Here is a 20,877-nt window from a genome sequence, read left to right on the forward strand (position 1 = left end):
TTTCGCTGCCCTGGGTCAGCAGCCCTGGCACGGGCATTAGTAACGCGCTACCGTTGGTCGGCTGTTCAGGCGCTGGAATACACCAAGGGCAATCACACTGGTTGTTTGCTGCCTTTTAGGCTTCAATTGCAGCCCAAAAGGCAGCAAAGAAATTTCTTATGTCCCTTGCTTCCGTTCTATTTCCCGACTATCGCCGCAAGGTCCTGGCACTTCTTCTGCTCCATCCGGAGAGCAGCTACCATCAGCGCGAAATCGCGCGCTTGACCGAGACCCAGTCTGGCACCCTGAGCCGTGAGCTCGTCAAGCTGGTCGCGGCAGGTCTGGCCGTGAAGACGCGCGTGGGTAATCAACAGCACTATCGCGCCAATCGGGAGTGTCCCATCTTCGAAGAGCTGGCGAGCATCTTGCGCAAGACCAGTGGCCTGACCGATATTCTGGCCGAGGCGCTGAGCCCCATTGCAGACCGAATATCGGCAGCTTTCGTCTTCGGCTCGATGGCTAGCGGCAAAGCAAGCGCTGGAAGCGATATTGACCTCATGATCCTGGGTACCGTGACCTTCCGCGAGGTAGTGGCATCGCTCTATCCCTGTCAGGAGACGCTTGGGCGCGAGATCAATCCCAAGGTATACCAGCGAGAGGAATGGCAGAGGCTGTTGGCGGAAGGAGGAGCCTTCATCACGGACCTGCTGGAAAAGCCCAAGGTGTTCGTCATCGGCGACGCTTCGTACCTGTCACAAGGAAGGACAGATGACCCTGGATAATCTGCTCGGCAAGAGTCTTGAGGCGATCACACCGGACCCTGCGAGCATCCAGCGCTTGCTGGAGGCAGCGCAACGTAGCTTGACCGATGCGTGTCTGCCAATACTGAGCAGCGAAAGCCGCTTCGATCTGGCCTACAAGGCAATCATGCAGGGCGCGAACGCAGCGCTTCAGGCCAATGGCTATCGGACCCTGACTAGCCGCCCCGGTCACCATCAGACCATGATCCAGGCACTGCCCCGGACCGTCGAGCTTGATACATCGACGATGTTGGTACTGGATACCTTGCGCAAGCAACGCAACGTCATCGACTACTCGGGCGATCTAGTCAGCGATTCGATGGCGCAGGAGGCCTTGCAGCAGGCCGAGGTCCTGCTCCAGCACGTCACGCATTGGCTGAAGCAAAATCGACCAGAGCTGCTATCGGATCGCAAGCGCTAACAGCGCTCGCGATCCGACAACTGGCTTGCTTCAGGGCGCGAGTGCCCGCGCCACCACCGGGTAGTGATCCCACACCTGGCCGTCCGCCAGGGAGCGCAGCAGCTTCACGTATTCGGCGTGGGACCAGGCCAGCGGCGTCGCCGAATCGGTGCCCTGCCCCATCTGGTAGCCATGGCGCCGGTTGTCGCCCACACCATCCCAGACCTGCTCGGGCAGCATCAGGCCGGCGTTGGCGAACAGCTCCAGGCCGCGGACGTAGGTGTCACGCAGCTTGCCCAGCGCCGCCGGGTCCGGCTTGCCCTGCAGGGCCAGGCGCGCCAGCTCGTAATGGCCGCGCTCGCCGGTGAAGATCGGCCAGACCCGGCCACGCAGCCCCGAGTTGGGCACCGGCTGCTCGGTGGCGGGGAAATTGATGCCGGAGCTTTCGCTCTCGCCATAGCCATCGTTGCCGTAGCGCCGCCAGCCGGGGAAGGTGCCGCTGACGCCGGGATACTGGAAGCTGTACTTGACCCGCAGATTCTCCGGCAGGCCTTCGTCATCCAGCACCGCCAGGCTCTTCTGTACCAGGGGATCGCTGGCCGGTCGCACGCCGTAGCGCACCAGTTCGAGGAAGCCGGCGTCCAGCACCTGGTCCTCCGGCAGGCCCGGACGGCTGTTGTTGTCCACCAGCTTGCCCTTGTCGTTGGGATCGTCGTTCTGGGTGATGCGCAGGTAGTAGTGGCCGGCGCCCAGGCTGCCCTGGGTGGTGGCCATGGTCTTTTCCACCTGGCCCGAATAGCGCCGGGCGGTATCGCGGTAACGGCTGGCATTGGCCTCGTCGCCGGCATGGCGCGCCAGCTCGCTGGCGGTGGCGAGACCGGCGATCACCGCCGCGGTGGTGGACGGCGAATAGCCCCACTGCTCTTCCCAGCGCTCCTGCTGGGTCTGCGGCGGCTTGACCTGCCAGGTGTTCCAGCCCAGGTTGACCTGGCTGTCGCGGGCGAGGAAATCCGCCGCGGGCCTGAGCATGTCGCGGTACCAGCGGTCGATTTCGGCATCGCCGAGCAGGCCACCCTGCCAGAGGCGATAGCCGAGCATGATGGGCATGGCGGTCTGGTCAAGTTGCACACCGACCCATTCGATGGTGCCGTCGACATGGGTCTTCTGCAGGAACCAGCCGGTGGCGCCGGGCGCGCGGACTTCGTCGCCCTGCTTCTGCTGGTGGATGAAGGCGGAGCTGTCGGCCGGCTTGTGCGCGGTATTGGCATCCACCTGCACCTGCTTGAGGTAACTGAAGGCGACCTTGGGCGTCTGCCGGTCACCCAGCGCCAGCAGCGCCATGGCGCACTGGTAGAAGTCCCGTGGCCAAACCGCCTTGTAGCCGGTGGTGCCCTTACCCGCCGGCACCGTTTCGCCCCAGGGATTGGACAGCGAGGCGATCAGGGCGCCGGCGTGGGTCTTGTCCTCCTGAGCCTTGAGCACCAGGGCGCTGGCGTTGACCAGCTTGCCGCCGTCGCCGGCCTGGGCCTGCAGGCGCGGCAGCTGGTCGAGACCGGCCAGGTAGTCCTGCCAGCCGATGGCGTCGCCCTCGCCGTTGTAGTGGGCCAGCACCTTTTGATAACCGCGGGTCAGGGTGGCATCCGCCGCCGCCTCGGCCTGGCGCGGATTGGCGCCGAAGCCCACCACCACGTCCAGGGTGGTCTCGGCGCCCTTGAGCGGCAGCTTGGCCAGCATGGCGACGTTGCCGGCCTGGTCGCCGGTGCTGCTGTAGAGCTGGGTCAGTTTGCCGTTGCGGCGCAGGTCGTCGAGGCCGTCGGAGCTGCCGACGAAGCCCACGGTGGGCGTCTGCAGCGGCTGGCTGGCCTTCACCACCAGGGCGTGCTCGCCTTCGCTGGCGTAGAGCACCCCACCCTTCACCGCGGCGCGGTCGTGGCTACCGCTGTTGGCCAGCGCCGGATCGACATAGAGATAGGGCTGGATGCGTGGGTCCTGGCTGCGAAAGATGACACGCATGACCAGGGTGTCCTGGTCCGGGTCGGTGAAGACGTGCTTCTCGATCTCGTAGCGGCCCTGGCGGTCGCGGTTGACCATCTTGTAGGCCAGGGAGGTGGGCCGGCCGGCGGCATCGGTGGCCAGGTATTCGATGCGGCTATCGGTGTCGTCGCGCTCCAGGTGGGTGAAGTCGGGCCCGCGGATCACCAGCTGCATTTCGCGCAGCTGCGCCTCGTGGATGAGTCCCTGCATGGTCTCGGTGACCACCCCCTGGGCCAGGGAGAACCACACCCGCGAGACGCGCCCGGTGCTGGCCTTGTCGCTGTAGGCGCCATCGCGATAGGCCTCGTAGCTGGTGCCGATGCCGGTCTTGCCGGAATAGGACCAGAAGGGCGTGGCACCGGGGGCGCCAGGGGCCTCCAGGGCAGACGCCAGGGGGGTCAGCAGAAAGCTGGCGGAACAGAGCAGCGGACGGACGAAGCGGACGGGCATGGGCAGGCGGGCCTTGTTCTGGTTGTGCCGAAAGTCGCATGGCAGAGGGCCTGTGGCCCTCCCCGTCCGTAAGCCTAGTCGGATTTTGGCGGCCTGCTGCCTAGCCTTCGTCGCGCGCCGGTGGCCGGGCCTGCGGCAGGTACCCGGCCAGGGGCGAATCCGGCGCCAGCAGCGAGGTGCGGATGAAGTGCAGGTAGCTGGCGATGCGTCGCAGCGGCGAGCGATCGAAGTCGCCCGGATTGGGCTCCAGGTGGCGCTGGGCCTGGTGCGCGAGCAGGATGGCATGGTCCACGGCCGTGAGCGCGCGGGCCAGGTTGGCGGCGTTGGGCTGGCGGAACAATCGCACCAGCGCCCGCCCCAGGGCGCGAATGGCCAGGCGCCAGGCGCGCTCTTCGCGATACCAGGGCAGGGGTGGCAGCGCGGCCTGCTCCAGGCGCAGCTCGATGATGGCGTGGCCCAGCTCCAGACTGAGAAAGGTCCAGCGCAGCAGCCGCCGCTGCACCTCCGGCTGGCCGACGGTAAGCACCTGCACCTGGTTGAGCAGATCGCGCAGGCCGGAATCGAAGCGGCCACTCAGACCGGCCAGGGGCGCCCCGATGGCATGGACCAGTCGCTCGCGCAGGGCATCTTCCAGCCGGCGCCAGACCCAGGGCTGGCTGGGCGGCAGGAGCACGCTGACGGCCACCACCGCCACCGCGCAGGCCACCCCGTAGGCCAGGTAGGTGTTGCAGAAGACATCTGCGTCGTAGCGCGGCAGATTGCCCGGCAGGGCCGCCGAACAGAACCAGACCATCAGCCCGGTGCCATAGCCCGCCAGCCGCGGTCGAGTGATCAGCCAGGCGCCAGCGGCGAACACTGGTGTCAGGGTCAGCAGCAGCAGGGCGAAGCCGTCGATCCAGGGCAGGACCTGGAATTGCAGCAGCCCACCGGCCAGGGCCCCGACCAGGGTACCGCCGGCCAGTTGCAGGCAATAGCGGCGCGGATCGGCCGAGGTGGAGGCCAGCGCCGAGATCAGCGCCGCGGCCAGGGTGCAGGCCGCGCCGCTCGGCCAGGCGGTCTCGATCCAGAACAGCCCCACGCCCAGCACCACCAGGGCGCTGCGCAGCCCAGCCATCCAGGCTACCGCACGGCTGGCCAGGGGCGTGAAGGTCTCGCGGGGAGTGGTCGGCAGGTGCGCAGCGCCCTCCAGCGCCAGCTGGGCGCCAAGCAGCAGGTGCAGATCCTCGGCGAAGCGATAGAGCAGTTCGGCGGCAGTGTCGTAGTCGAGCCGGTCGGCTTCGGCAGGCGTCGCCTGGACCAATTGCTGGCGGCCATTGCGGATCGCGGCCATCAGCGTCTCGCGCTCCGCAGCCAGGCGCTCACTGAGGCGGCGCAGGTCACGCTCTTCCGGCAGGCGACCCAGGGCCGGCGCCAGGGCGGCAGCGATCGACTCTAGCGCGGGCGCCAGCGCCTGGCGCACGGCCCGGGGCCGATCACTCAGGCGGTCGAGCAGTTGGTAGAGCGCATGGAAGCGGGTGTTGAGCAGCATGAGGCGATTGCCCAAGGCGGCCAGGCGTCCGCTGCGTCGGCGCAGATAGGGCTCCTCGAAAACACTGGCGCTGCGCAGGCTTTCGAAGCCCACGGAATCGGCAGCGAAACGCGCACTGAGCCCGGCGAAGCGTTCGGCATCGAGGCTACCCAGCAGACCGTCATGGGCCATGGCCAGGAAATCGCGCAGGCGCTGGGCCAGGGTCCGGCGCAGGACGCCACGGGTGGTCTGCGGCAGGATCGCGACACTTACGACCCCGGCGCAGCAGATGCCCAGGGCAATTTCCAACAGACGCCACACCGCCTGCAGAAAGGCGCCCTGGGGCTGGGCCACCGCCGGCAGCCCCACCAGGCAGGCGGTGTAGCCGGCCAGCAGGAAGCCATAGCTGCGAAAGTCGCGATAACGCGCCGCCCCCCGGGTGCAGTAGCCGATCCACAGCACCAGGGCGCCGAGCAAGAGCACCCGCTCCTGAGCGAACAGGGCGATGGCGGCGACGGTGAAGGTGAGCCCGGCGAGACTGCCCAGGATCCGGTAGAAACTCTTGGCCAGCACCTGGCCACTCTGCGGCTGCAAGACGATGAACACGGTAACCAGCACGGTGCTCGGTTGCGGCAGTTCCAGGCGATAGGCCAGCCACAGGGCCAGGGTGGCAGCCAACAGCGCCTTGGCGATGAAGGCCCAGGTCTGGCCATCGGTGCGGGCCCATTCGCGACCGGCGCGGCGCCAGGCGTTCAGGCTGGGCCAGCGTCTACGTGGGGAAGCAGTGGGGTGTCGCGCGAAGAGCGGCGAAGCGAAGGGCATGGTGGGCAACGACGGGAGCGACCGGAGGGGAGGAGGCGCAGCGCCTCGGCGGCCATTCTAGGAAGTACACCCCACGGCGATTAAGTCGGGTGTGGCGGCAAAGAGCGTTAACCAACGGGCGGGTAATGGCCCACAATGCCCCTTTCCACCGCCCTGCCCCGTCCATGGATCATCTCTTCAATCTGCGCGCCTTCGCCTGCGTGGCCCAGACCGGCAGCTTCACCGCCGCCGCGCGCCAGCTGGAACTCACCACCGCCTATGTATCCAGGGCGGTCAGCCAGCTGGAGCAGCATCTGCAGACCCGACTGCTGCACCGCACCACCCGCCAGTTGCGCCTGACCGACGCCGGCGAACGCTACCTGGTGCGCTGCCAGCGCATCCTCGCCGACCTCGATGAAGCCGATGCCGAGGCCCGTCACGCCCTGGCCGTGCCGCGCGGCCGGCTGCGCATCCACACCATGACCGGCCTCGGCCAGCACTATCTGATCCAGAGCCTGGCCGGCTATGCCGAGCGCTATCCCGAGGTGGATCTGGATCTGCAGCTGACCAACACCTTCACCGACATTCTCAAGGAAGGCTACGACCTGTCGCTGATCCTGGCTGCTGGCCTGCCGGATTCGGCCTTCCATTCGGCGCATCTGGGCAGTACCTATAGCGTGCTCTGCGCGGCGCCTGCCTATCTGAACCGCCAGGGGCGCCCGGCTACGCCCGCGGATCTCACCGGGCATCGCTGCCTGCGCCTGGTCAATCGGGCCATGGCGCCGGATCGCTGGCTGCTGGAGGGGCCTGAAGGGATAGCCGAGGTGGCGGTGGATCGGCCGCCCTTCCAGGTCAACACCGCCGATGCGCTGGCCGAAGCCGTGGTCAGCGGCCTAGGTATCGGCGCCCTGCCGCTGTACGCCGCGGTTGCTGGCCTGGCCAGGGGCCGCCTGCAACGCGTACTGCCCGGGCACCGGCTCTATGGCCTGGACATCCATGCGCTCTATCCGTCGCGGCGCTTCCTCGACGCCAAGATCCGCACCCTGGTCGACCACCTGCGCGAGAACCTGCCCGCCCTGCTGGAGCGCGATCGGTTGCTGGTGGAAGGGACCTGACGCTTTAAGGCCGCTGCTCGGGCAGCATCCGCTCCAGGGTGCCGTCCCGACGGATCGCCACATGCCAGACCACCGCCGCCACATGCAGGATCACCAGGCCGTAGACGGCGAACTGGCCCGCCACATGGAGGCGATTGGCGAGGATGCCGAGGGCTTCGTGGCGAGGAAAGCCGGGCAGGGAAAATAGCCCGAACACCGGCACCGGCTGTCCCTGCCCGGCCATCAGGTAGCCGGTCACCGGCATCATCAGCAGCACGGCGTAGAGCAGGCCGTGATTGAGGCCGGCGAGCAGCCGCAGCAGGCGACCGTCACGGGGGTTGGCCGGCGGCGCCGGATGCCGCCAGCGCCAGGTCAGCCGGATCAGGATCAGCAGGAACACCGAGATCCCGGTGGATTCGTGCAGCAGATACCAGAGGGTCCGCACCGGCCCGGGTGGAAAGTTTTCCGCCACCCAGACGAAGGGCAGCAGCAGGCACAGCAGCGCGACGGTCAGCCAGTGCAGCGCCTGGGCGAATCCGGTATAGCGGGCGACGGCCATGGGCAGCTCTCTCCAGCAGAGGTATCCCGATAGTGCCCTAAGCGCAGCGACAATGCCGCTACGCCGGGGGACCGCCGGTCAGCGCCTTAGAGATGGATCAGCGCGGCCAGCGCCAACAGCAGCGCCGGGATCATCACCACGGCGCCCAGCCTGAGGAATTGCCAGAAGCTCACCGACAGCCCCTCGCGGCGCAGCGCGGCCAGCCACAACAGGGTCGCCAGGGAACCGGTGATGGACAGGTTGGGGCCGAGATCGATGCCGATCAGCACGGCACCGGCGATCTTCTCCGAGACCTGGGCGGTCTGCACCGCCGCCCCGGCCAGCAGGCCGGCCGGCAGGTTGTTGACCAGGTTGCTGCCAAAGGCCACCAGCAGCCCGGCGCCCCAGGCGGCGCGCTCCGGCGTCGCCTGGGCAGCCGCTTGTAGCTGATTCGCCAGCGCCTGCAATACCCCGGTGGTCTCCAGGGCTTCCACCAGCACGAACAACCCGGCCACCAGTGGCAGCACGCCCCAGGAGATGTGCTTGAGCAACTCCAGACCGCCGCCGCGCTTGCAGGCCACCACCACCAGGAAGGTGGCGAAACCGGCCAGGAAGGTCGGCAGACCCAGCTCCAGATCCAGCGCCGAGGCGCCGAGCAGGACCAGGATGGTCAGGATCAGGCCGCAGCCGGCGATGCGCCCGGTGGTGGGCAAGGCCTCCACCGCGCCCCCTGCGGACAGCCGCTCGGCACGCAGGACCTTGGCCTGGGTCGCCCAGAGGGTGAGGAAGGTCGCGGCGATGGCCAGGATCGACGGCACCGTGAACAGCGCCAGCCAGCGGCTCAGCTCCGGCATGTGCTCGGCGAAGACCACCAGATTGGCCGGGTTGGAGATCGGCAGCACGAAGCTCGCCGCGTTGGCGATGAAGGCGCAGGAGAACAGATAGGGCAGCGGATTCTTCACCTTCGCCGCGCGGGTGGCGTAGTAGACCGCCGGGGTCAGCACCACGGCGCAGGCGTCGTTGGAAAGGAACACCGTGACCAGGATGCCGACGCCATAGACCAGCGCGAACAGCCGCAGCGCCGACCCCTTGGCCGCGCGCACCGCATGGCCGGCGACCCAGTCGAACAGCCCTTCCTTCCGGGCGATCTCGGCCAGCAGCATCATGCCGATGAGGAACAGATAGACGTCGGTGCCCTTGGCAATGCCGTGCCAGACGCCGTCCAGCGGTAACAGACCAAAGACTGCCAGCAGCGCGGCGCCAGCGACGGCGAACAGCGCTTCCGGCAGACCGAACGGCCGCGAGACCACACCCAGGGTGGCTACCCCGGCGATGATCCAGGTCAGCAGGTGAGGAGAGAGCGCGAGTGACCCCATGAACGCCTAGTGCCTTCTATCGAGCGGGAAAGCGGCAGACATTAGCCTAATCCGGCCGATTGCGGAGGCTCCATGGCGCCTGATCGAGCATCGGCAACCACCTGGCGGTCGCGGGTCTCCGGCATCAGCAGCAGATAGAGCACAAAGCCCACCGCGGCAATGGCGGCCAGGGTGGTGAAGGCCGCCGCGTAGCCGAAGCGGACGATGATGATCCCGGCGATGGTGGCGCTGATCGCCGCGCCCAGGCCCTGGGCGGTGGCGATGGCGCCCTGGCTGACGTTGAAGCGCCCGCTGCCGCGGGTGAGGTCGGCGACGATCACCGGCACCAGGGCACCGTAGATCCCGGCGCCGATGCCGTCGAGCAGCTGCACCGCCACCAGGTAATAGGGGCTGTCGGAAAAGGTGTAGAGCACCCCGCGGATGGCCAGCACAGCAAAGGCGAAGAGAAAGATCGGCTTGCGCCCGAAGACGTCGGCCTTGCGCCCCACCAGGATGGCCACCGGCACCATCACGCACTGGGCGGCGACGATGCAGACGGCCACCAGCGAGGTGGCGCTGTCCTTGCCGACGATATGGGTCAGCTGCTGGCCGACCGAGGTCAGCATAGCGGCATTGGCCAGGTGGAAGATGGCCGCCAGCAACGCCAGCAGTTGCAGCTTGCGATTGGCCAGCAGCGCCTGCCAGGCCGACACCGGCTTGCTGTCACGAGCGCCGTTTTCCTCGCCCAGCCCCTGGGCCAGGTCATCGTCGATCTCGTCCTGAGGGACACGGACGATGGCGACGATGGAGGCCGCCGCCAGCAGCGCCATCAGCCAGAACACCACGGTGGGGCCGAAGAAATAGGCCAGCCCACCTGCCAGAGCCGCCGAGACGGCATTGCCAGCGTGGTTGAAACCCTCGTTGCGACCGATGTGCCGGGTGAAGGCCTTGGGTCCGACGATCCCCAGGGTGATGGCCGCCAGCGCCGGGGCGAAGAGGGCCGCGGCGGCATGGGCCAAGGACTGGGTGGCCGCCACCACATAGAAGTTGGAAACGAAGGGCAGCATCACGCTGCAGACGGTCACCACCAGAGCGGCGACGCCGACCATGAGGCGCTTGTGGCGGGTCCGGTCGATCAGGGCGCCGGCCGGGGTCTGGGCGATCAGCCCGGCGATGCCGGCCAGGGTCATGATGAAACCGGCGGTGGCCTCGTTCCAGCCCTCCCCCGGGCCGCGCACGGCGATCAGATAGATGGCGAGATAGGGGCCCAGGCCGTCGCGGACGTCAGCCAGGGTGAAGTTCAGGGCATCCAGGGCATGGCGCGCGCGGCGCGAGGGTTCGGCGCTGGCGGCGGTGGCCGGGGCACGGGTTTCGGACATGAGCGGGCATCCGTAGCGAGATGAAGAGTCGCAGGACAAAACGCCCCACGGCACCTCTCGCCCTAGCCCACCAGAGGCCGTCGGTATGACTCGACGGATCCCAGCCAACCACCGCTGCCAGGGGAGATTGCAAAATGTGACCGGAGCGAAGCGGCGCTAGTGCCGTACCAATAGCAAAGAAATCCCTCTGGCCCGGTGCTTTCCGTACGCCTTCACACTTCGCAGAGGGTCGCCATCGCAGGATGCCGGCGCATCAGGCCACCTGCCGGGTCAGGGCGGCGTCGGTCTCGGGTTGGGCCAGGAGCACCGCACAGCCCTCTTCGCTGCGCGGTCGCAGCATCGACAGCAGATTGGCCTCGATGGTGGCGCACAGCTTGTCCATGGTGATCTGATGCTGGCTGTCGGCGAAGGGCGCCTGCAGATCGCTGCCGATGCGCTCCAGCGCCAGCAGCATGAAGCCGACCACGGTGGACACCAGCGGGGTGAACCAGCCCAGGGTCGAAACCAGGCCCAGCGGCATGGCGATGCAGAACAGAAAGCTGAACAGCTGGGGAAAGCAGACGTAGGGATAGGGCAAGGGGGTGTTGGCGATGCGCTCCATGCCGCCCTGCCAGTTGGACATGTCCACCAGGGTTTCTTCCAGCCGCGCCAGGCGGATGCTGTCCAGGCGGCCCTGGCGGTATTCGCTGGCGATCAGCTCGGCGGTGCCGGCGAGGATGTCGTTGGCGAAGTTGAGGCTGCCTTCGGCCAGTGCCAGTTCATGACGGGCGAGATAGGGCGCGGCGGCCTGGGCCGGGTCCTGGCGCTTGAGCTGGGCGCGCAGGGCGTGCAGATAGCCCATGTGCCGACGCAGCAGCACCGCCTTGACCCGGTTCTGCGCCTTGCCGTTATCGTCGATCAGGGTCAGCACCTGGCGGCCGAAGCTACGCGAGCTGTTGACCATGGCGCCCCACAGGGTACGGGCCTCCCACCAGCGGGCGTAGGCGCTGCTGTTGCGAAAGCTGATCAGCACCACCAGCGCCGAGCACAGCAGGGTCAGGGGCGTGAGCGGCAGGTCGAAGCGGTCGTCGACGAACAGCATGGCGTCCACCGTGACCGCCACGTCCCACAGCAGCAGACCGAACAGCGACCAGCCGACATAGCTGAAGGTGGTACGCAGGAACTGGATCTTCTTCTGGATGGAACGGAGTTGGATCGGACTGGACATCTGGCACTCCCGGCGGCGGCGCGGCTTCTCGATTCGCGGTTGCCCATGCCTTCCTGTCGTCTCGCCACGAGCCACTCGACCCGTCGCCGCGCCTCCTCCTGAGAATGCAACCTGTTCGCGAGACTAGTCGGCGGTGCTTAAGTCAAACTTAATCCGGAGCGACGGATGGATCATGGCAAATTGCCGTGTTAGAGCCTCCGGCAAAGGCCTCGACGCCTCTACCAGAAGCCTTCCCGTCCACCTGACCACTGATCGGTCGTGCGCCCGCTCCGCTCGTCCGGGTTGGCGAAACTGTGAGCTATCCTGCAGCCGCTCCTGTAGTCGTGTCCCTGATGACTCGCATAGCCAGCAGTGCTTTTGGGACAGCCACCGCCCTTGTCGCCGGAAGCGCCGTGCCATAATCCGGCCACCTTCGCCGTCCTAGATGCCTGCATGTCCAGAATTGTGAAAGCGAGCCTCGTGCTGCTCGCGCTCTTGGCCCTCTACAGTCTGCTCGGTTTCCTGGTCGGGCCGCGCCTCGCCCTGCACTACCTCAACCAGACGCTGGCCGAGCGCCTCACCCAGCCGGCCAGCCTGCAGGCCTTGAGCTTCAACCCCTTCACCCTGGAGTTGCACGCCGACAAGCTGCTAATCGGCTCGGCGGAGCATCCCGTGATTGCCGCCGAAGGCTTCTCGGCCGATCTGCAATGGGACAGCCTCTGGCACCGCACCCTGCACCTGACCGAGGTACGCCTCGACCAGCCCCAGGTCGATCTGCGCATCGCCAAGGGTGGCCAGGTCAATCTGGCCCAGCTCTGGCGCAGCGACCCCGCCACTCCCGCCACGCCGCCAGCGGATGCGGAGCCAAGCCAGCCCTTCCCGGTGCACATCGAGCGCATCGCCCTGGTCGGCGGCCGCCTGCACTTCCTCGACGCCCAGGGCGCCCAGCCGGTGGAGGCCACCTTCACCCCCCTGGATGCCACCCTGCAGGATTTCCGCACCCGCAGCGGCGACACCCCGGGCCAGCTGGCGCTGACCGCCACCACCGCCCAGGGCGGCCAGCTCACCTGGAAGGGCAGCCTGGATCTCCTGCCGCTGCGCAGCGAGGGCGACCTGACCCTCAAGGGCGTCAGCCTGGCGCCCTGGTGGCCCTATGTGCGCAACCAGTTGCCCCTGGCGCTGGGCAAGGGGCGTCTGGAAGCCAGCACCCACTACCGCCTGGACCTGAGCAAGAGCCTGCAACTGCAACTTAGCCAGGGTCGCCTGGCGCTGGACGACGTCGCCGTGCAGGCGGTGAATGCCGAACCCAAGGCCAGCTTCAAGCGCCTGGCCGCCGAAGGCATCGGTCTGGATCTGCAGAAGCGCGAAGTCAGCATCGCCCGCCTGCGCGGCAACGGCCTGGATGCCTGGGGCAATCGCGAGCAGGACGGCACGTTCGACTGGCAGAAACTCTTCCCCGCCAGCGATGCCCCCAGCAGTGGCCCGGCCTGGCGCGTGCGGCTCGACGACGCCGAGCTCAGCGACAACCAGCTGCACCTGGTGGACCGCGTGCCACAGGACCCGGCCAGTCTCTATTTCAGCGGCCTGGACCTGGCGCTCAAAGGCTTCGATACCGCTGGCGACAAACCCTTCGACCTGGCACTCAAGACCACCCTGGGCGATCGCGGTCGCATCACCGCCAGCGGCCAGCTGACGCTCAGCCCCCTGCAGGGCAACTTCGACGTCGACATCGACGAACTCAACCTGCGCCAGGCCCAGCCCTATCTCAGCCCCTATGTGCGCCTGGAGATCCGCAGCGGCCAGCTGGCCAGTCGGCTCAAGGTGGCCCTGAAACCCGGCGAGCCGCTGGGGCTCACCGTCAGCGGCGCGGCCCAGGTCACCCAGGTGCATGTGCTCGACACCCTGCACCAGCAGGACTTCATGCGCTGGCAGCGGCTGGACGTGCAAGGCATCGCCTTCGAACTGGGCAAGCGGCTGGTCATCGACAAAATCGACCTGGAACAGCCCTATGGCACCCTGGTGATCAACGAAGACCTGAGCAACAACTTCAGCGCCCTGCTGGTGCCCCAGCCGAAAACCGCGTCGAAGGACAGCTCGCCACCGCTGCAGATCCGCATTGGCGGGGTGACCATCAAGGACGGCAGCGCCGATTTCGCCGACAACAGCCTGAAGCCCGGTTTCGCCACCAATATCCAGTCGCTGGAAGGCGGCATCGGCACCCTCGATACCGCCGCCTCCAAGCCGGCCGACATCCACCTCGCCGGCAAGGTCGACCGTTTCGCGCCGGTGGAGATCAAGGGCCGTCTCGATCCCCTCGATCCCTTGCAGCAGCTGGACGTGACCGCCTATTTCCGCCAGGTCGAACTCACCACCCTGTCGCCCTATACCGGCAAGTTCGCCGGCTATGCGGTGCGCAAGGGGCGCCTCGACCTGGATCTGCAGTACCGCATCGACGACGGCCGGCTGCAAGCGCAGAACCATGTGGTGCTCGACCAGCTGGAACTGGGCGAGCGGGTGGACAGCAAGGACGCCGTGGACCTGCCGGTGCGCCTGGCCGTGGCCCTGCTCAAGGACAGCCACGGTCGCATCGACCTGCGCCTGCCGGTGGCGGGCAATCTCGCCGACCCCAACTTCAGCGTCATGCCGGTGGTCTGGCAGACCCTGCGCAACGTGCTCAGCCGCGCCGTCCAGGCGCCCTTCCGCATGCTGGCGGGACTGGTCGGCGGGCACGAGGCGGATCTCAGCGCCATCGACTTCGCCGCCGGCAGCACCACCCTCTCGGCCCAGGCCCGCGGCGAGCTGGACAAACTGGCCGCGGCCCTGCGCCAGCGCCCGCAACTGACGGTGGAAGTCAAGGGCCATGCCGGCGCCGCCAGCGATGGCCGCGCCCTGGCCGCCAGCCAGCTGGAAAAGGACTTCCAGACCCAGTACTTCAACCTGCTGCAGCGCCGCGGCGACAAGGTGCCGGCCGATCCCAGCCAGTTGCAGGTGCCCGCCGACATGCGCGCGCCCCTGCTGGAAGGCCTGTATCGCCTGCGACTGCAGGCGCAACCGCCGCAGGAATGGGATAGTCTTGACGATGCCACCCGCACGGCACGCCTGCGCCAAGCGGTGCTCGAAGCCTGGAGCGGCAACGACGGCCTCCTGCGCAGCCTGGCCCAGCAACGCGCGGGGGCCATCAAGACCTATCTGGTGGAGACGGCGAAACTGGATGCCCAGCGGGTCTATCTGCTGGACGTCAGTACTCAAGCCCAATCCGGCGAATCGCCCACGGCCGCGCAATTGCAGCTCGGGGTGCTCTGACCGGTCAGGAGACTCCCATGCGTTGCCTGCTCGCCGCCCTCACCCTGCTGGTCGCCACCGGCGCCGCCGCCGATTCCATGAGGTGCGGCAACGCCCTGGTCAGCCGGGGCGACCGCGCCTTCGAAGTGCTGCAAAAATGCGGCGAACCCGCCCATCGCGACCTGGTGGGCTACGAACTGGGCCGCAACGAACGCCGCGAGGCGGTGATCGAAGAATGGGTCTACGGCCCGAAGAACGGCGCCAACTACATCCTCACCTTTGAAGCCAACCGCCTCAGTCGCATCGAGTTCCAGCGCCAATGACCCCTCGCGCCCTGCTGTTGCTGCTCCTGCTCGCCACGGGTACCAGCCAGGCCGCGTCGTTGCGGTGCGGCAGCGCCCTGGTCTCCACCGGCTCCACCACCCACGAGGTTCGCGGCAAGTGCGGCGACCCCCTGAGCGTTACGCCCCTGGGCGAGCGCCAGGTCACCGACGGCTACGGCTATCGCCAGGTCGAATTCGTCGAAGAATGGGCCTACGGCCCTTGGAACGGCATGCTGTATTTCCTCACCTTTCGCGGCGGCCGCCTGGACCAGGTGGACAGCAAGAGAGCCAACTAAGGCACTCACAGGTTGGCACCGCACCCGTAGGTTGGGTTGAGCGCCAGCGAAGCCCAACATCACCCAAGGCCCAGCCACGCTGTTGGCACGGTTCCTGTAGGTTGGGTTGAGCGCTAGCGAAGCCCAACATCACCCAAGGCCCAGCCACGCTGTTGGGCTTCGCGACGCTCAGCGCCAACCTACGGCGCTTGGCCTCGTGAGCTAAACACCTGCCTGACCAATCGACTCTGTGCATGGACGGCATACAGAGGTTTGGTTATTCATCTCCTGCCCTGGCCCAGCATCCTTGGTCGCCCTTTACGAACGCGGCACGACTGCCCGCAGTCGCATGCTTCGTCACTTCCTTTTCTGGAGTCCGCCATGGCCACGCTACGCCTCTTCACCTCGCCGTCCGCCTTTCCCAATCCGCAACGCCTGCGGCTGTTCATCCATGAAAAGGGCATTGCCGATCAGTTCGAGGAGGTCATCCTGAAGATGGCGCCCGAAGGCGAGCAACGCCAGTGGCAGCATCTCAAGCGCAACCCCTGGGGCGAGACCCCGACCCTGGAACTCGCCGACGGCGGTTACCTGGCCGAGAGCGCGGCCATCGCCCGCTATCTGGACAACAGCTATCCCGGCCGCAAGGTAATGGGCGAAACGCCGCTGGAGCAGGGCCAGGACGCCATGTGGAACGACCGCATCTTCGTCCATGTGCTCTATCGCATCGTGACCATGTTCCATGTGCAGCACGAAGGCCTCGGCCACAAGCTGGAGCTGACCCACAATCCGCAGTGGGGCGAGCATTGCCGCAAGGAGGCCCTGATGCACGCGGCCCTAGTGGATCGGCACCTGGCCGATGGTCGCGAGTGGCTGCTGGGCGGCGCGGCGCCGACCTTTGCCGACATCACCCTGTGCACCGCCATCGCCTTCTCTAAGTTCCCCACCAACCAGACGCCGCTGGACGAGCGCTTCGAGCACCTGGCGGCCTTCTGGTCGCGCTGGCAGCAGCGCGACAGCTTCCGCGCGGCCTATGCCGACGGCCACAGCGGACTGGACGAACTGGCACCCCTGGCGCGCGGCTGACCTCGCTTCACCCGCCCCCTCTCCCCATGGGAGAGGGCTGAGGTGAGGGTCGCACGCCCGCCCCGCTAGCCCAACCGCTCGCGCAACACCGCCAGGGCAACCTCAGGTCCGCCGACGACGAGCGTGGCGGGCACCGCCAACATCAGGTTGAGCGGCAAGCCGAATTCCTCCAGCGTCCAGCCGTCCTTATCCAGCAACCCCTTTCCCACCCACTCGGGATGCCGCGCGCGAATCCGCTCGGCCAGGCTACCCGTCTCCGGGACATAGCCCACCACCGGCTTGCCCAGCGCCACCGCATAGCCCACCTCGAAGCAGGTACCGCTGTCGGGCTCGGCGCCGCGAAAGAAATCCAGGCTGGCCAGGACGCCATCGGCCTGCTCGATCAGCGCCAGATTCGCCCGATAGATCCAGGCTGCCTGCTCGCGCGGTTCGCTCAGCTCCGGGGGAATGGCGTTGTCCAGCGGAAACAGGCCCGTGCAGCCGTGACGAGCGCACAGCGCCTTGAGGGCCTCGCCATGGGCGACGGCGTCGGGGCGAAAGACCTCGGGACCGGCCAGATAGAGACGGGGTGGCATAGGGAGTCCTCGCTCAAAACTGCCAGTGTAGAGGGCGGGCGAAACCGCGTCTCGGTGGCGAAGACTTCGTGCTGTACGTCAGGGTCGGCTAGATCGGCACCGCCGACCGCGCCAGCGCCTCGTCGAGTAGCCGACAAGCCGCTTCACCGACGCGCCGTACCCCCTCCTCGATCCCCGGGCGCTGGGCCTGGGCATAGTTCAGCCGCACGCAGTTGCGGTACTTGCCCGAGGCGGAAAAGATGCTGCCACAGGCGATCTGGACGCTCTGGGCGAGCAATTCGCGATTGAGTCTGTGGCTGTCGCAGGCTTCGGGCAATTCCACCCAGAGCAGGAAGCTGCCCTGGGGCTGGCTGACTCGGGTGCCGGCCGGAAAGTAGCGCTGCACCCAGGCGCTCATCAGGTCGCGATTGCGCTGGTATTGGGCGCGCATCCGCCGGACATGGGCCGTGTAGTGGCCAGCGGCGATGAATTCGGCGATGGCCAGCTGCGGCTGGGGCGCGGTGCAGCCGGTGCCGATGTACTTGAGGTGCAGGATGCGCTCGGCATAGCGCCCAGGCGCCACCCAGCCGACCCTGAGCCCAGGCGCCAGAGTCTTGGAGAAGGAACTGCAGAGCACCACCCGGTCGTCCTCGTCGAAGGCCTTGAGCGCCCGCGCCCGCGGATAGCCATAGAGCAGATCGCCGTAGACGTCGTCTTCGATCACCGCCAGGTCGTGCTTGCGCGCCAGGGCCACCAGCTGACGCTTGTTGGTCTCGGGCATGCAGTAGCCCAGGGGGTTGTTGCAGCTGGGGGTGAGTTGGATGGCGCGCACCGGCCATTGCTCCAGAGCCAGTTCCAGCGCCGGCAGGCTGATGCCGGTGCGCGGATCGGTGGGGATCTCCAGTGCCTTGAGGCCCTGCCCCTTGAGGGTCTGCATCACTCCGTGAAAGGTCGGCGAATCCACCGCGACGATGTCGCCCTCCTGGCAGGTGGCGCGCAAGGCCGTAGCCAGGGCTTCGTGGGCACCGCTGGTGATGACGATGTCATCGGCGGTGAGCACGCAGCCGGCATCCAGTTGCAGGCGTGCGACCTGCTCACGCAAGGCCGCCACGCCCTGAATGCTGTCGTAGGACAGCCCGGCATTGCCCGGTCGCCGGGCCAGCCGCGCCATGCCGGCGAGCAAGGGCGCCAGGGTCGGCGCCTCGGTATCCGGCAGGCCGCGACCGAGTTGCATCCGCACCGAGTCGGGGGTGGAGGTCATCAGTTCGCGCACCGGTTCCCAGCCGGAGACCTCCACCGGCCAACGCGCCGGTCGGGTCACCCGCGGCAACTCGATGACGCGTCTTTCCAGGCGGACGAAATAGCCGGACTTGGGCCGGGGCTCCACCAGGCCACGGTCCTCCAGCAGCCGATAGGCCTGCTGCACCGTGGCCAGGCTCACCCCGTGCTCTTGGGCCAGGGCCCGTACCGACGGCAGGCGTTCGCCCGGTCGATAGAGGCCCTGTTCGATACGGCGGCCGAGGGCATCGGCCAACAGCTGATAGCGATTCATGCCCGGACTATAGCGGCGTAGACAGGAATCGCGCGCCATACAGATGGCCATGCCAATCACCATACAGCTGCCCGCTGTAAGGCGGCTGTATGGCGGACAACCGACCGCCCTGGATCTGCCGCTGAAGGTGCCGACGGCGGAGCATGGAGACAGCCCAGGAGAGACGCCATGCCCAGAAACCCAAGCCTGCACGATCAAATCCGCGCCAGCGGTTGCTGGCTACTGTTCCAACGCCAGCTGAGCACTCGCCGCAGCCTGCTGGAGCTGTCGGACGAAGAACTGGCCGATATTGGCCTGGATCGGCTGACGGCATTGCACGAAGCCCATCGCCCCTGGTGGCGGGTGCTGCTGGACGCCTGGCGTCAATCCGGCAGGCGCGACAGCCGCGCCGCCCAGTCCGCCACCGGTGCCGGCAGCTCCGGATGCCAGAGTCTGCGCCAGACCACCGCCAGCTGTTCGCGACCGCCTCGCTCCCGCGGCCACAACGAAGGCTCGGCCACCAGTCGCCAGCCACTCGCCTCGCGCTGAGCCAACACGAAGCGAAAGCTGTGGTAGCCGGTGGCGCCCAGGCGCAGATCGGTCACCACCAGGTCATCGCCCAGGCGGTCGTACCTCAGCCAGTCGTCGGTGAACCAGCGCAGCCGCTGCTCGGCCGGAGAATCGGCAAGGATAGGCGCCAGTTCGCCGCCCCGCGGCAGCGGCACCAGTTGCGGCGGATGGCCGTCGAACAGCCCGACCCAGGTTTCCCGGTAGCGCTCGGGGCCATCGTCCACCATGACCCGCCAGAGCAGACTGGTGAACGGCAGGGGTGCGCTGAACAGGCGCGCGTCCGCCTGCCCCTGGGCCGCCAGCACCTGGCGCACCTGGCGCTCCGCGGAATACTTGGCCGCCAGGGTCCAGCCTAGGTAGGTCGTGGAGAGCAGCAAGGCCGCCACGGCCAGCCGTGGCGTTCTGTCCCGGGGGCCGAGCACCAGGCCAGCCAGCACTGCCAGCAACAATGGCAGAGTATAGAGCGGATCGATGATGAAGACGCTGGACCAGGCCACCGGAGTGGTCGGCAGTGGCCAGAACAACTGGGTACCGTAGGTGGTGAAGGCATCCAGCAGGGGATGGGTGATGAGCACCAGCCAGAGGGTCAGGAACAGCCGTCGCTGGCTGTAACCCGGATCGCGCCAGCGCCCGCACAGCCAGGTCAGCAACAGGGCCACCCCGGTCAGCACGAACAGCGAATGGCTGAAGCCGCGGTGGTAGGTCATCTCGTTGACGGCGTTGCCGTAGTCGATGACCACATCGAGATCCGGCAGGGTGCCCAGAGCAGCGCCATAGAGAAGGGCGCGGCGGCCCTGCCAGCGCCCCAACAGCGCGGTCTGGACGGTGGCGCCGAGTACGGCCTGGGTCAACGAATCCATGGATCAGAGGTCCTGGGCGAAATCGAGCATCAGCCGCGCCAGGGCCTGGGGCGTTTGCAGCGGCATCAGGTGACCGGCACCGGGAATCACCTCCAGTCGGCTATTGGGAAAGGCCGCCAGGGTGGTCCGGCGCTGTTCGTCCGGACCGGGCACCTGCTGGTCATCGGCGCCGCAGACCAGCAGCACCGGATAGTCCAGGGTCTCGATCCGATCGCTCCAGTCTTCACGACTGCCGTGATCGACCCAGGCACGCCAGGCCTGAAGATTCAGCCGCTGGGCGTCGGCGATCACCACCTCGCGAATGGGATCCGGCAGGCGATGGGCACTGGATTCGTCGACGAAGGCCTCGGCCTCCGCCCGGCTCTTGCCATAGGCGCGCTGGGCATCGCGGTCCGCCTCGCTCATGGGTTGCGGCCCGGGCGGCGAAGGCGCCACCAGGATAAGGCCGACCAGATACTCCGGCCGCCGCGCCGCCAGCACCACAGCTACCTTGCCGGTCATCGAATGGCCGACCAGGATGCAACGCTCCAGACCCAAGGCGCGGATGCTGGCATCCACCTGATCGGCCATCTCCGCCACGCTATAGCCCTCGACCTCGGCGGCATCGCCAAAGCCTGGCGTATTGAGCGCCACGCAGCGGTGTTCGCCATCCAGATAGGGAATGGTGGGAAACCAGGTGCGGTGGGAGCCGCCGAGAAAGTGCATGAGCACGAAGGTGAGCGAACCGCTGCCCTGCTGACTGTGGGGAAGCATCGGGAGTCCTCGGGTGCGGGCGAAAGGCGGGCACTCCTCAGATGGAGAGGCAGGCAGCGCGCTAAGTTCCGCTTCGCTGAAGACTGGCAACCCGGGCCGCGCGGGTTGGTCTCAGCCAGAGTT

At 67.3% G+C, this 20,877-nt stretch carries 17 protein-coding genes and 1 pseudogene; 8 read left to right on the forward strand and 10 right to left on the reverse strand.

Annotated elements, in window-relative coordinates:
• The first annotated feature begins 158 nt into the window (after positions 1–158).
• Together V6W80_RS20490 and V6W80_RS20495 are read left to right on the forward strand one after the other, a co-directional pair.
• Entirely contained in the window at positions 159–761 is a 603-nt protein-coding gene (locus tag V6W80_RS20490) for a nucleotidyltransferase domain-containing protein (protein ID WP_017642669.1), read from the forward strand.
• Complete coding sequence (locus V6W80_RS20495) at positions 748–1,200, forward strand: DNA-binding protein (protein ID WP_338545248.1); 453 nt, start codon at positions 748–750, stop codon at positions 1,198–1,200. Before V6W80_RS20490 ends, V6W80_RS20495 begins: the two co-directional genes overlap by 14 nt.
• A 30-nt stretch (positions 1,201–1,230) precedes the next feature.
• On the opposite strand, the gene V6W80_RS20500 is transcribed toward V6W80_RS20495, so the two are convergent.
• Together V6W80_RS20500 and V6W80_RS20505 are read right to left on the reverse strand one after the other, a co-directional pair.
• Positions 1,231–3,663 carry a glucan 1,4-alpha-glucosidase gene (locus tag V6W80_RS20500; RefSeq protein WP_338545249.1) on the reverse strand — a complete coding sequence of 811 codons (2,433 nt, stop codon included), beginning with the start codon at positions 3,661–3,663 and terminating at the stop codon, positions 1,231–1,233.
• Positions 3,664–3,763: 100 nt separating this feature from the next.
• Complete coding sequence (locus tag V6W80_RS20505) at positions 3,764–5,992, reverse strand: FUSC family protein (protein WP_338545250.1); 2,229 nt, start codon at positions 5,990–5,992, stop codon at positions 3,764–3,766.
• Between the two features lie 164 nt (positions 5,993–6,156).
• Here V6W80_RS20505 and V6W80_RS20510 point away from each other — a divergent pair, with 164 nt between their 5' ends.
• Entirely contained in the window at positions 6,157–7,086 is a 930-nt protein-coding gene (locus V6W80_RS20510; RefSeq protein WP_338547478.1) for a LysR family transcriptional regulator, read from the forward strand.
• A gap of 4 nt (positions 7,087–7,090) precedes the next feature.
• Here the strand turns inward: V6W80_RS20510 and V6W80_RS20515 are convergent, their stop codons facing one another.
• The 4 genes from V6W80_RS20515 to V6W80_RS20530 all read right to left on the reverse strand — a co-directional run bounded on the left by V6W80_RS20515 (position 7,091) and on the right by V6W80_RS20530 (position 11,544).
• A complete protein-coding gene (locus V6W80_RS20515) occupies positions 7,091–7,624 on the reverse strand; it encodes a cytochrome b (protein WP_338545251.1) in 534 nt (177 codons plus the stop codon).
• An 86-nt stretch (positions 7,625–7,710) separates the two neighbouring features.
• Positions 7,711–8,979 (reverse strand): arsenic transporter, encoded by a 1,269-nt coding sequence (locus tag V6W80_RS20520; protein WP_338545252.1) that lies wholly within the window; start codon positions 8,977–8,979, stop codon positions 7,711–7,713.
• A gap of 41 nt (positions 8,980–9,020) precedes the next feature.
• Entirely contained in the window at positions 9,021–10,337 is a 1,317-nt protein-coding gene (locus V6W80_RS20525; protein WP_068384289.1) for an MFS transporter, read from the reverse strand.
• Positions 10,338–10,590: 253 nt separating this feature from the next.
• Positions 10,591–11,544 carry a bestrophin family protein gene (locus tag V6W80_RS20530; RefSeq protein WP_338545253.1) on the reverse strand — a complete coding sequence of 318 codons (954 nt, stop codon included), beginning with the start codon at positions 11,542–11,544 and terminating at the stop codon, positions 10,591–10,593.
• Between the two features lie 432 nt (positions 11,545–11,976).
• Here V6W80_RS20530 and V6W80_RS20535 point away from each other — a divergent pair, with 432 nt between their 5' ends.
• The 4 genes from V6W80_RS20535 (at position 11,977) to V6W80_RS20550 (ending at position 16,486) form a co-directional block, all read left to right on the forward strand.
• Positions 11,977–14,826, forward strand: a complete 2,850-nt coding sequence (locus tag V6W80_RS20535) for a DUF748 domain-containing protein (protein ID WP_338545254.1) — start codon at positions 11,977–11,979, stop codon at positions 14,824–14,826.
• A 17-nt stretch (positions 14,827–14,843) separates the two neighbouring features.
• A complete protein-coding gene (locus V6W80_RS20540) occupies positions 14,844–15,128 on the forward strand; it encodes a DUF2845 domain-containing protein (protein ID WP_017642680.1) in 285 nt (94 codons plus the stop codon).
• The gene (locus V6W80_RS20545; RefSeq protein ID WP_017642681.1) at positions 15,125–15,424 is read left to right on the forward strand and encodes a DUF2845 domain-containing protein; all 300 of its coding nucleotides are present in this window, start codon (positions 15,125–15,127) and stop codon (positions 15,422–15,424) included. The genes V6W80_RS20540 and V6W80_RS20545 overlap by 4 nt, the downstream gene beginning before the upstream one ends.
• A 360-nt stretch (positions 15,425–15,784) precedes the next feature.
• On the forward strand, positions 15,785–16,486 hold the full coding sequence (locus V6W80_RS20550) for a glutathione S-transferase family protein (RefSeq protein ID WP_338545255.1): 702 nt from the start codon (positions 15,785–15,787) through the stop codon (positions 16,484–16,486).
• 65 nt (positions 16,487–16,551) lie between these two features.
• Here V6W80_RS20550 and V6W80_RS20555 read toward each other — a convergent pair whose 3' ends face one another.
• Entirely contained in the window at positions 16,552–17,061 is a 510-nt protein-coding gene (locus V6W80_RS20555) for a nucleoside 2-deoxyribosyltransferase (protein WP_338545256.1), read from the reverse strand.
• Positions 17,062–17,149: 88 nt separating this feature from the next.
• Positions 17,150–18,592, reverse strand: coding sequence for a PLP-dependent aminotransferase family protein (locus V6W80_RS20560; protein WP_338547480.1), 1,443 nt, complete (start codon positions 18,590–18,592; stop codon positions 17,150–17,152).
• A gap of 168 nt (positions 18,593–18,760) precedes the next feature.
• Between V6W80_RS20560 and V6W80_RS24160 the strand changes: the two are divergent.
• A pseudogene (locus tag V6W80_RS24160) lies at positions 18,761–18,868 on the forward strand (hypothetical protein); the annotation flags it as partial.
• Between the two features lie 86 nt (positions 18,869–18,954).
• Here the strand turns inward: V6W80_RS24160 and V6W80_RS20565 are convergent.
• Together V6W80_RS20565 and V6W80_RS20570 are read right to left on the reverse strand one after the other, a co-directional pair.
• Entirely contained in the window at positions 18,955–20,001 is a 1,047-nt protein-coding gene (locus V6W80_RS20565; protein WP_338545257.1) for a metal-dependent hydrolase, read from the reverse strand.
• 3 nt (positions 20,002–20,004) lie between these two features.
• On the reverse strand, positions 20,005–20,754 hold the full coding sequence (locus V6W80_RS20570; protein WP_338545258.1) for an alpha/beta fold hydrolase: 750 nt from the start codon (positions 20,752–20,754) through the stop codon (positions 20,005–20,007).
• Positions 20,755–20,877: the final 123 nt, after the last annotated feature.

Origin of the sequence: Pseudomonas benzopyrenica, from assembly GCF_036884265.1 — a bacterium.
In the GTDB taxonomy this organism is placed as follows: Bacteria; Pseudomonadota; Gammaproteobacteria; order Pseudomonadales; family Pseudomonadaceae; genus Chryseomonas; species Chryseomonas benzopyrenica.

What these genes read in the sequence shown, in the direction of transcription:
- V6W80_RS20490 (WP_017642669.1), top strand. Translation starts at nt 159, where the DNA reads ATGTCCCTTGCTTCCGTTCTATTTCCCGACTATCGCCGCAAGGTCCTG.
- V6W80_RS20495 (WP_338545248.1), top strand. Translation starts at nt 748, where the DNA reads ATGACCCTGGATAATCTGCTCGGCAAGAGTCTTGAGGCGATCACACCG.
- V6W80_RS20500 (WP_338545249.1), bottom strand. Translation starts at nt 3,663, where the DNA reads ATGCCCGTCCGCTTCGTCCGTCCGCTGCTCTGTTCCGCCAGCTTTCTG.
- V6W80_RS20505 (WP_338545250.1), bottom strand. Translation starts at nt 5,992, where the DNA reads ATGCCCTTCGCTTCGCCGCTCTTCGCGCGACACCCCACTGCTTCCCCA.
- V6W80_RS20510 (WP_338547478.1), top strand. Translation starts at nt 6,157, where the DNA reads ATGGATCATCTCTTCAATCTGCGCGCCTTCGCCTGCGTGGCCCAGACC.
- V6W80_RS20515 (WP_338545251.1), bottom strand. Translation starts at nt 7,624, where the DNA reads ATGGCCGTCGCCCGCTATACCGGATTCGCCCAGGCGCTGCACTGGCTG.
- V6W80_RS20520 (WP_338545252.1), bottom strand. Translation starts at nt 8,979, where the DNA reads ATGGGGTCACTCGCGCTCTCTCCTCACCTGCTGACCTGGATCATCGCC.
- V6W80_RS20525 (WP_068384289.1), bottom strand. Translation starts at nt 10,337, where the DNA reads ATGTCCGAAACCCGTGCCCCGGCCACCGCCGCCAGCGCCGAACCCTCG.
- V6W80_RS20530 (WP_338545253.1), bottom strand. Translation starts at nt 11,544, where the DNA reads ATGTCCAGTCCGATCCAACTCCGTTCCATCCAGAAGAAGATCCAGTTC.
- V6W80_RS20535 (WP_338545254.1), top strand. Translation starts at nt 11,977, where the DNA reads ATGTCCAGAATTGTGAAAGCGAGCCTCGTGCTGCTCGCGCTCTTGGCC.
- V6W80_RS20540 (WP_017642680.1), top strand. Translation starts at nt 14,844, where the DNA reads ATGCGTTGCCTGCTCGCCGCCCTCACCCTGCTGGTCGCCACCGGCGCC.
- V6W80_RS20545 (WP_017642681.1), top strand. Translation starts at nt 15,125, where the DNA reads ATGACCCCTCGCGCCCTGCTGTTGCTGCTCCTGCTCGCCACGGGTACC.
- V6W80_RS20550 (WP_338545255.1), top strand. Translation starts at nt 15,785, where the DNA reads ATGGCCACGCTACGCCTCTTCACCTCGCCGTCCGCCTTTCCCAATCCG.
- V6W80_RS20555 (WP_338545256.1), bottom strand. Translation starts at nt 17,061, where the DNA reads ATGCCACCCCGTCTCTATCTGGCCGGTCCCGAGGTCTTTCGCCCCGAC.
- V6W80_RS20560 (WP_338547480.1), bottom strand. Translation starts at nt 18,592, where the DNA reads ATGAATCGCTATCAGCTGTTGGCCGATGCCCTCGGCCGCCGTATCGAA.
- V6W80_RS20565 (WP_338545257.1), bottom strand. Translation starts at nt 20,001, where the DNA reads ATGGATTCGTTGACCCAGGCCGTACTCGGCGCCACCGTCCAGACCGCG.
- V6W80_RS20570 (WP_338545258.1), bottom strand. Translation starts at nt 20,754, where the DNA reads ATGCTTCCCCACAGTCAGCAGGGCAGCGGTTCGCTCACCTTCGTGCTC.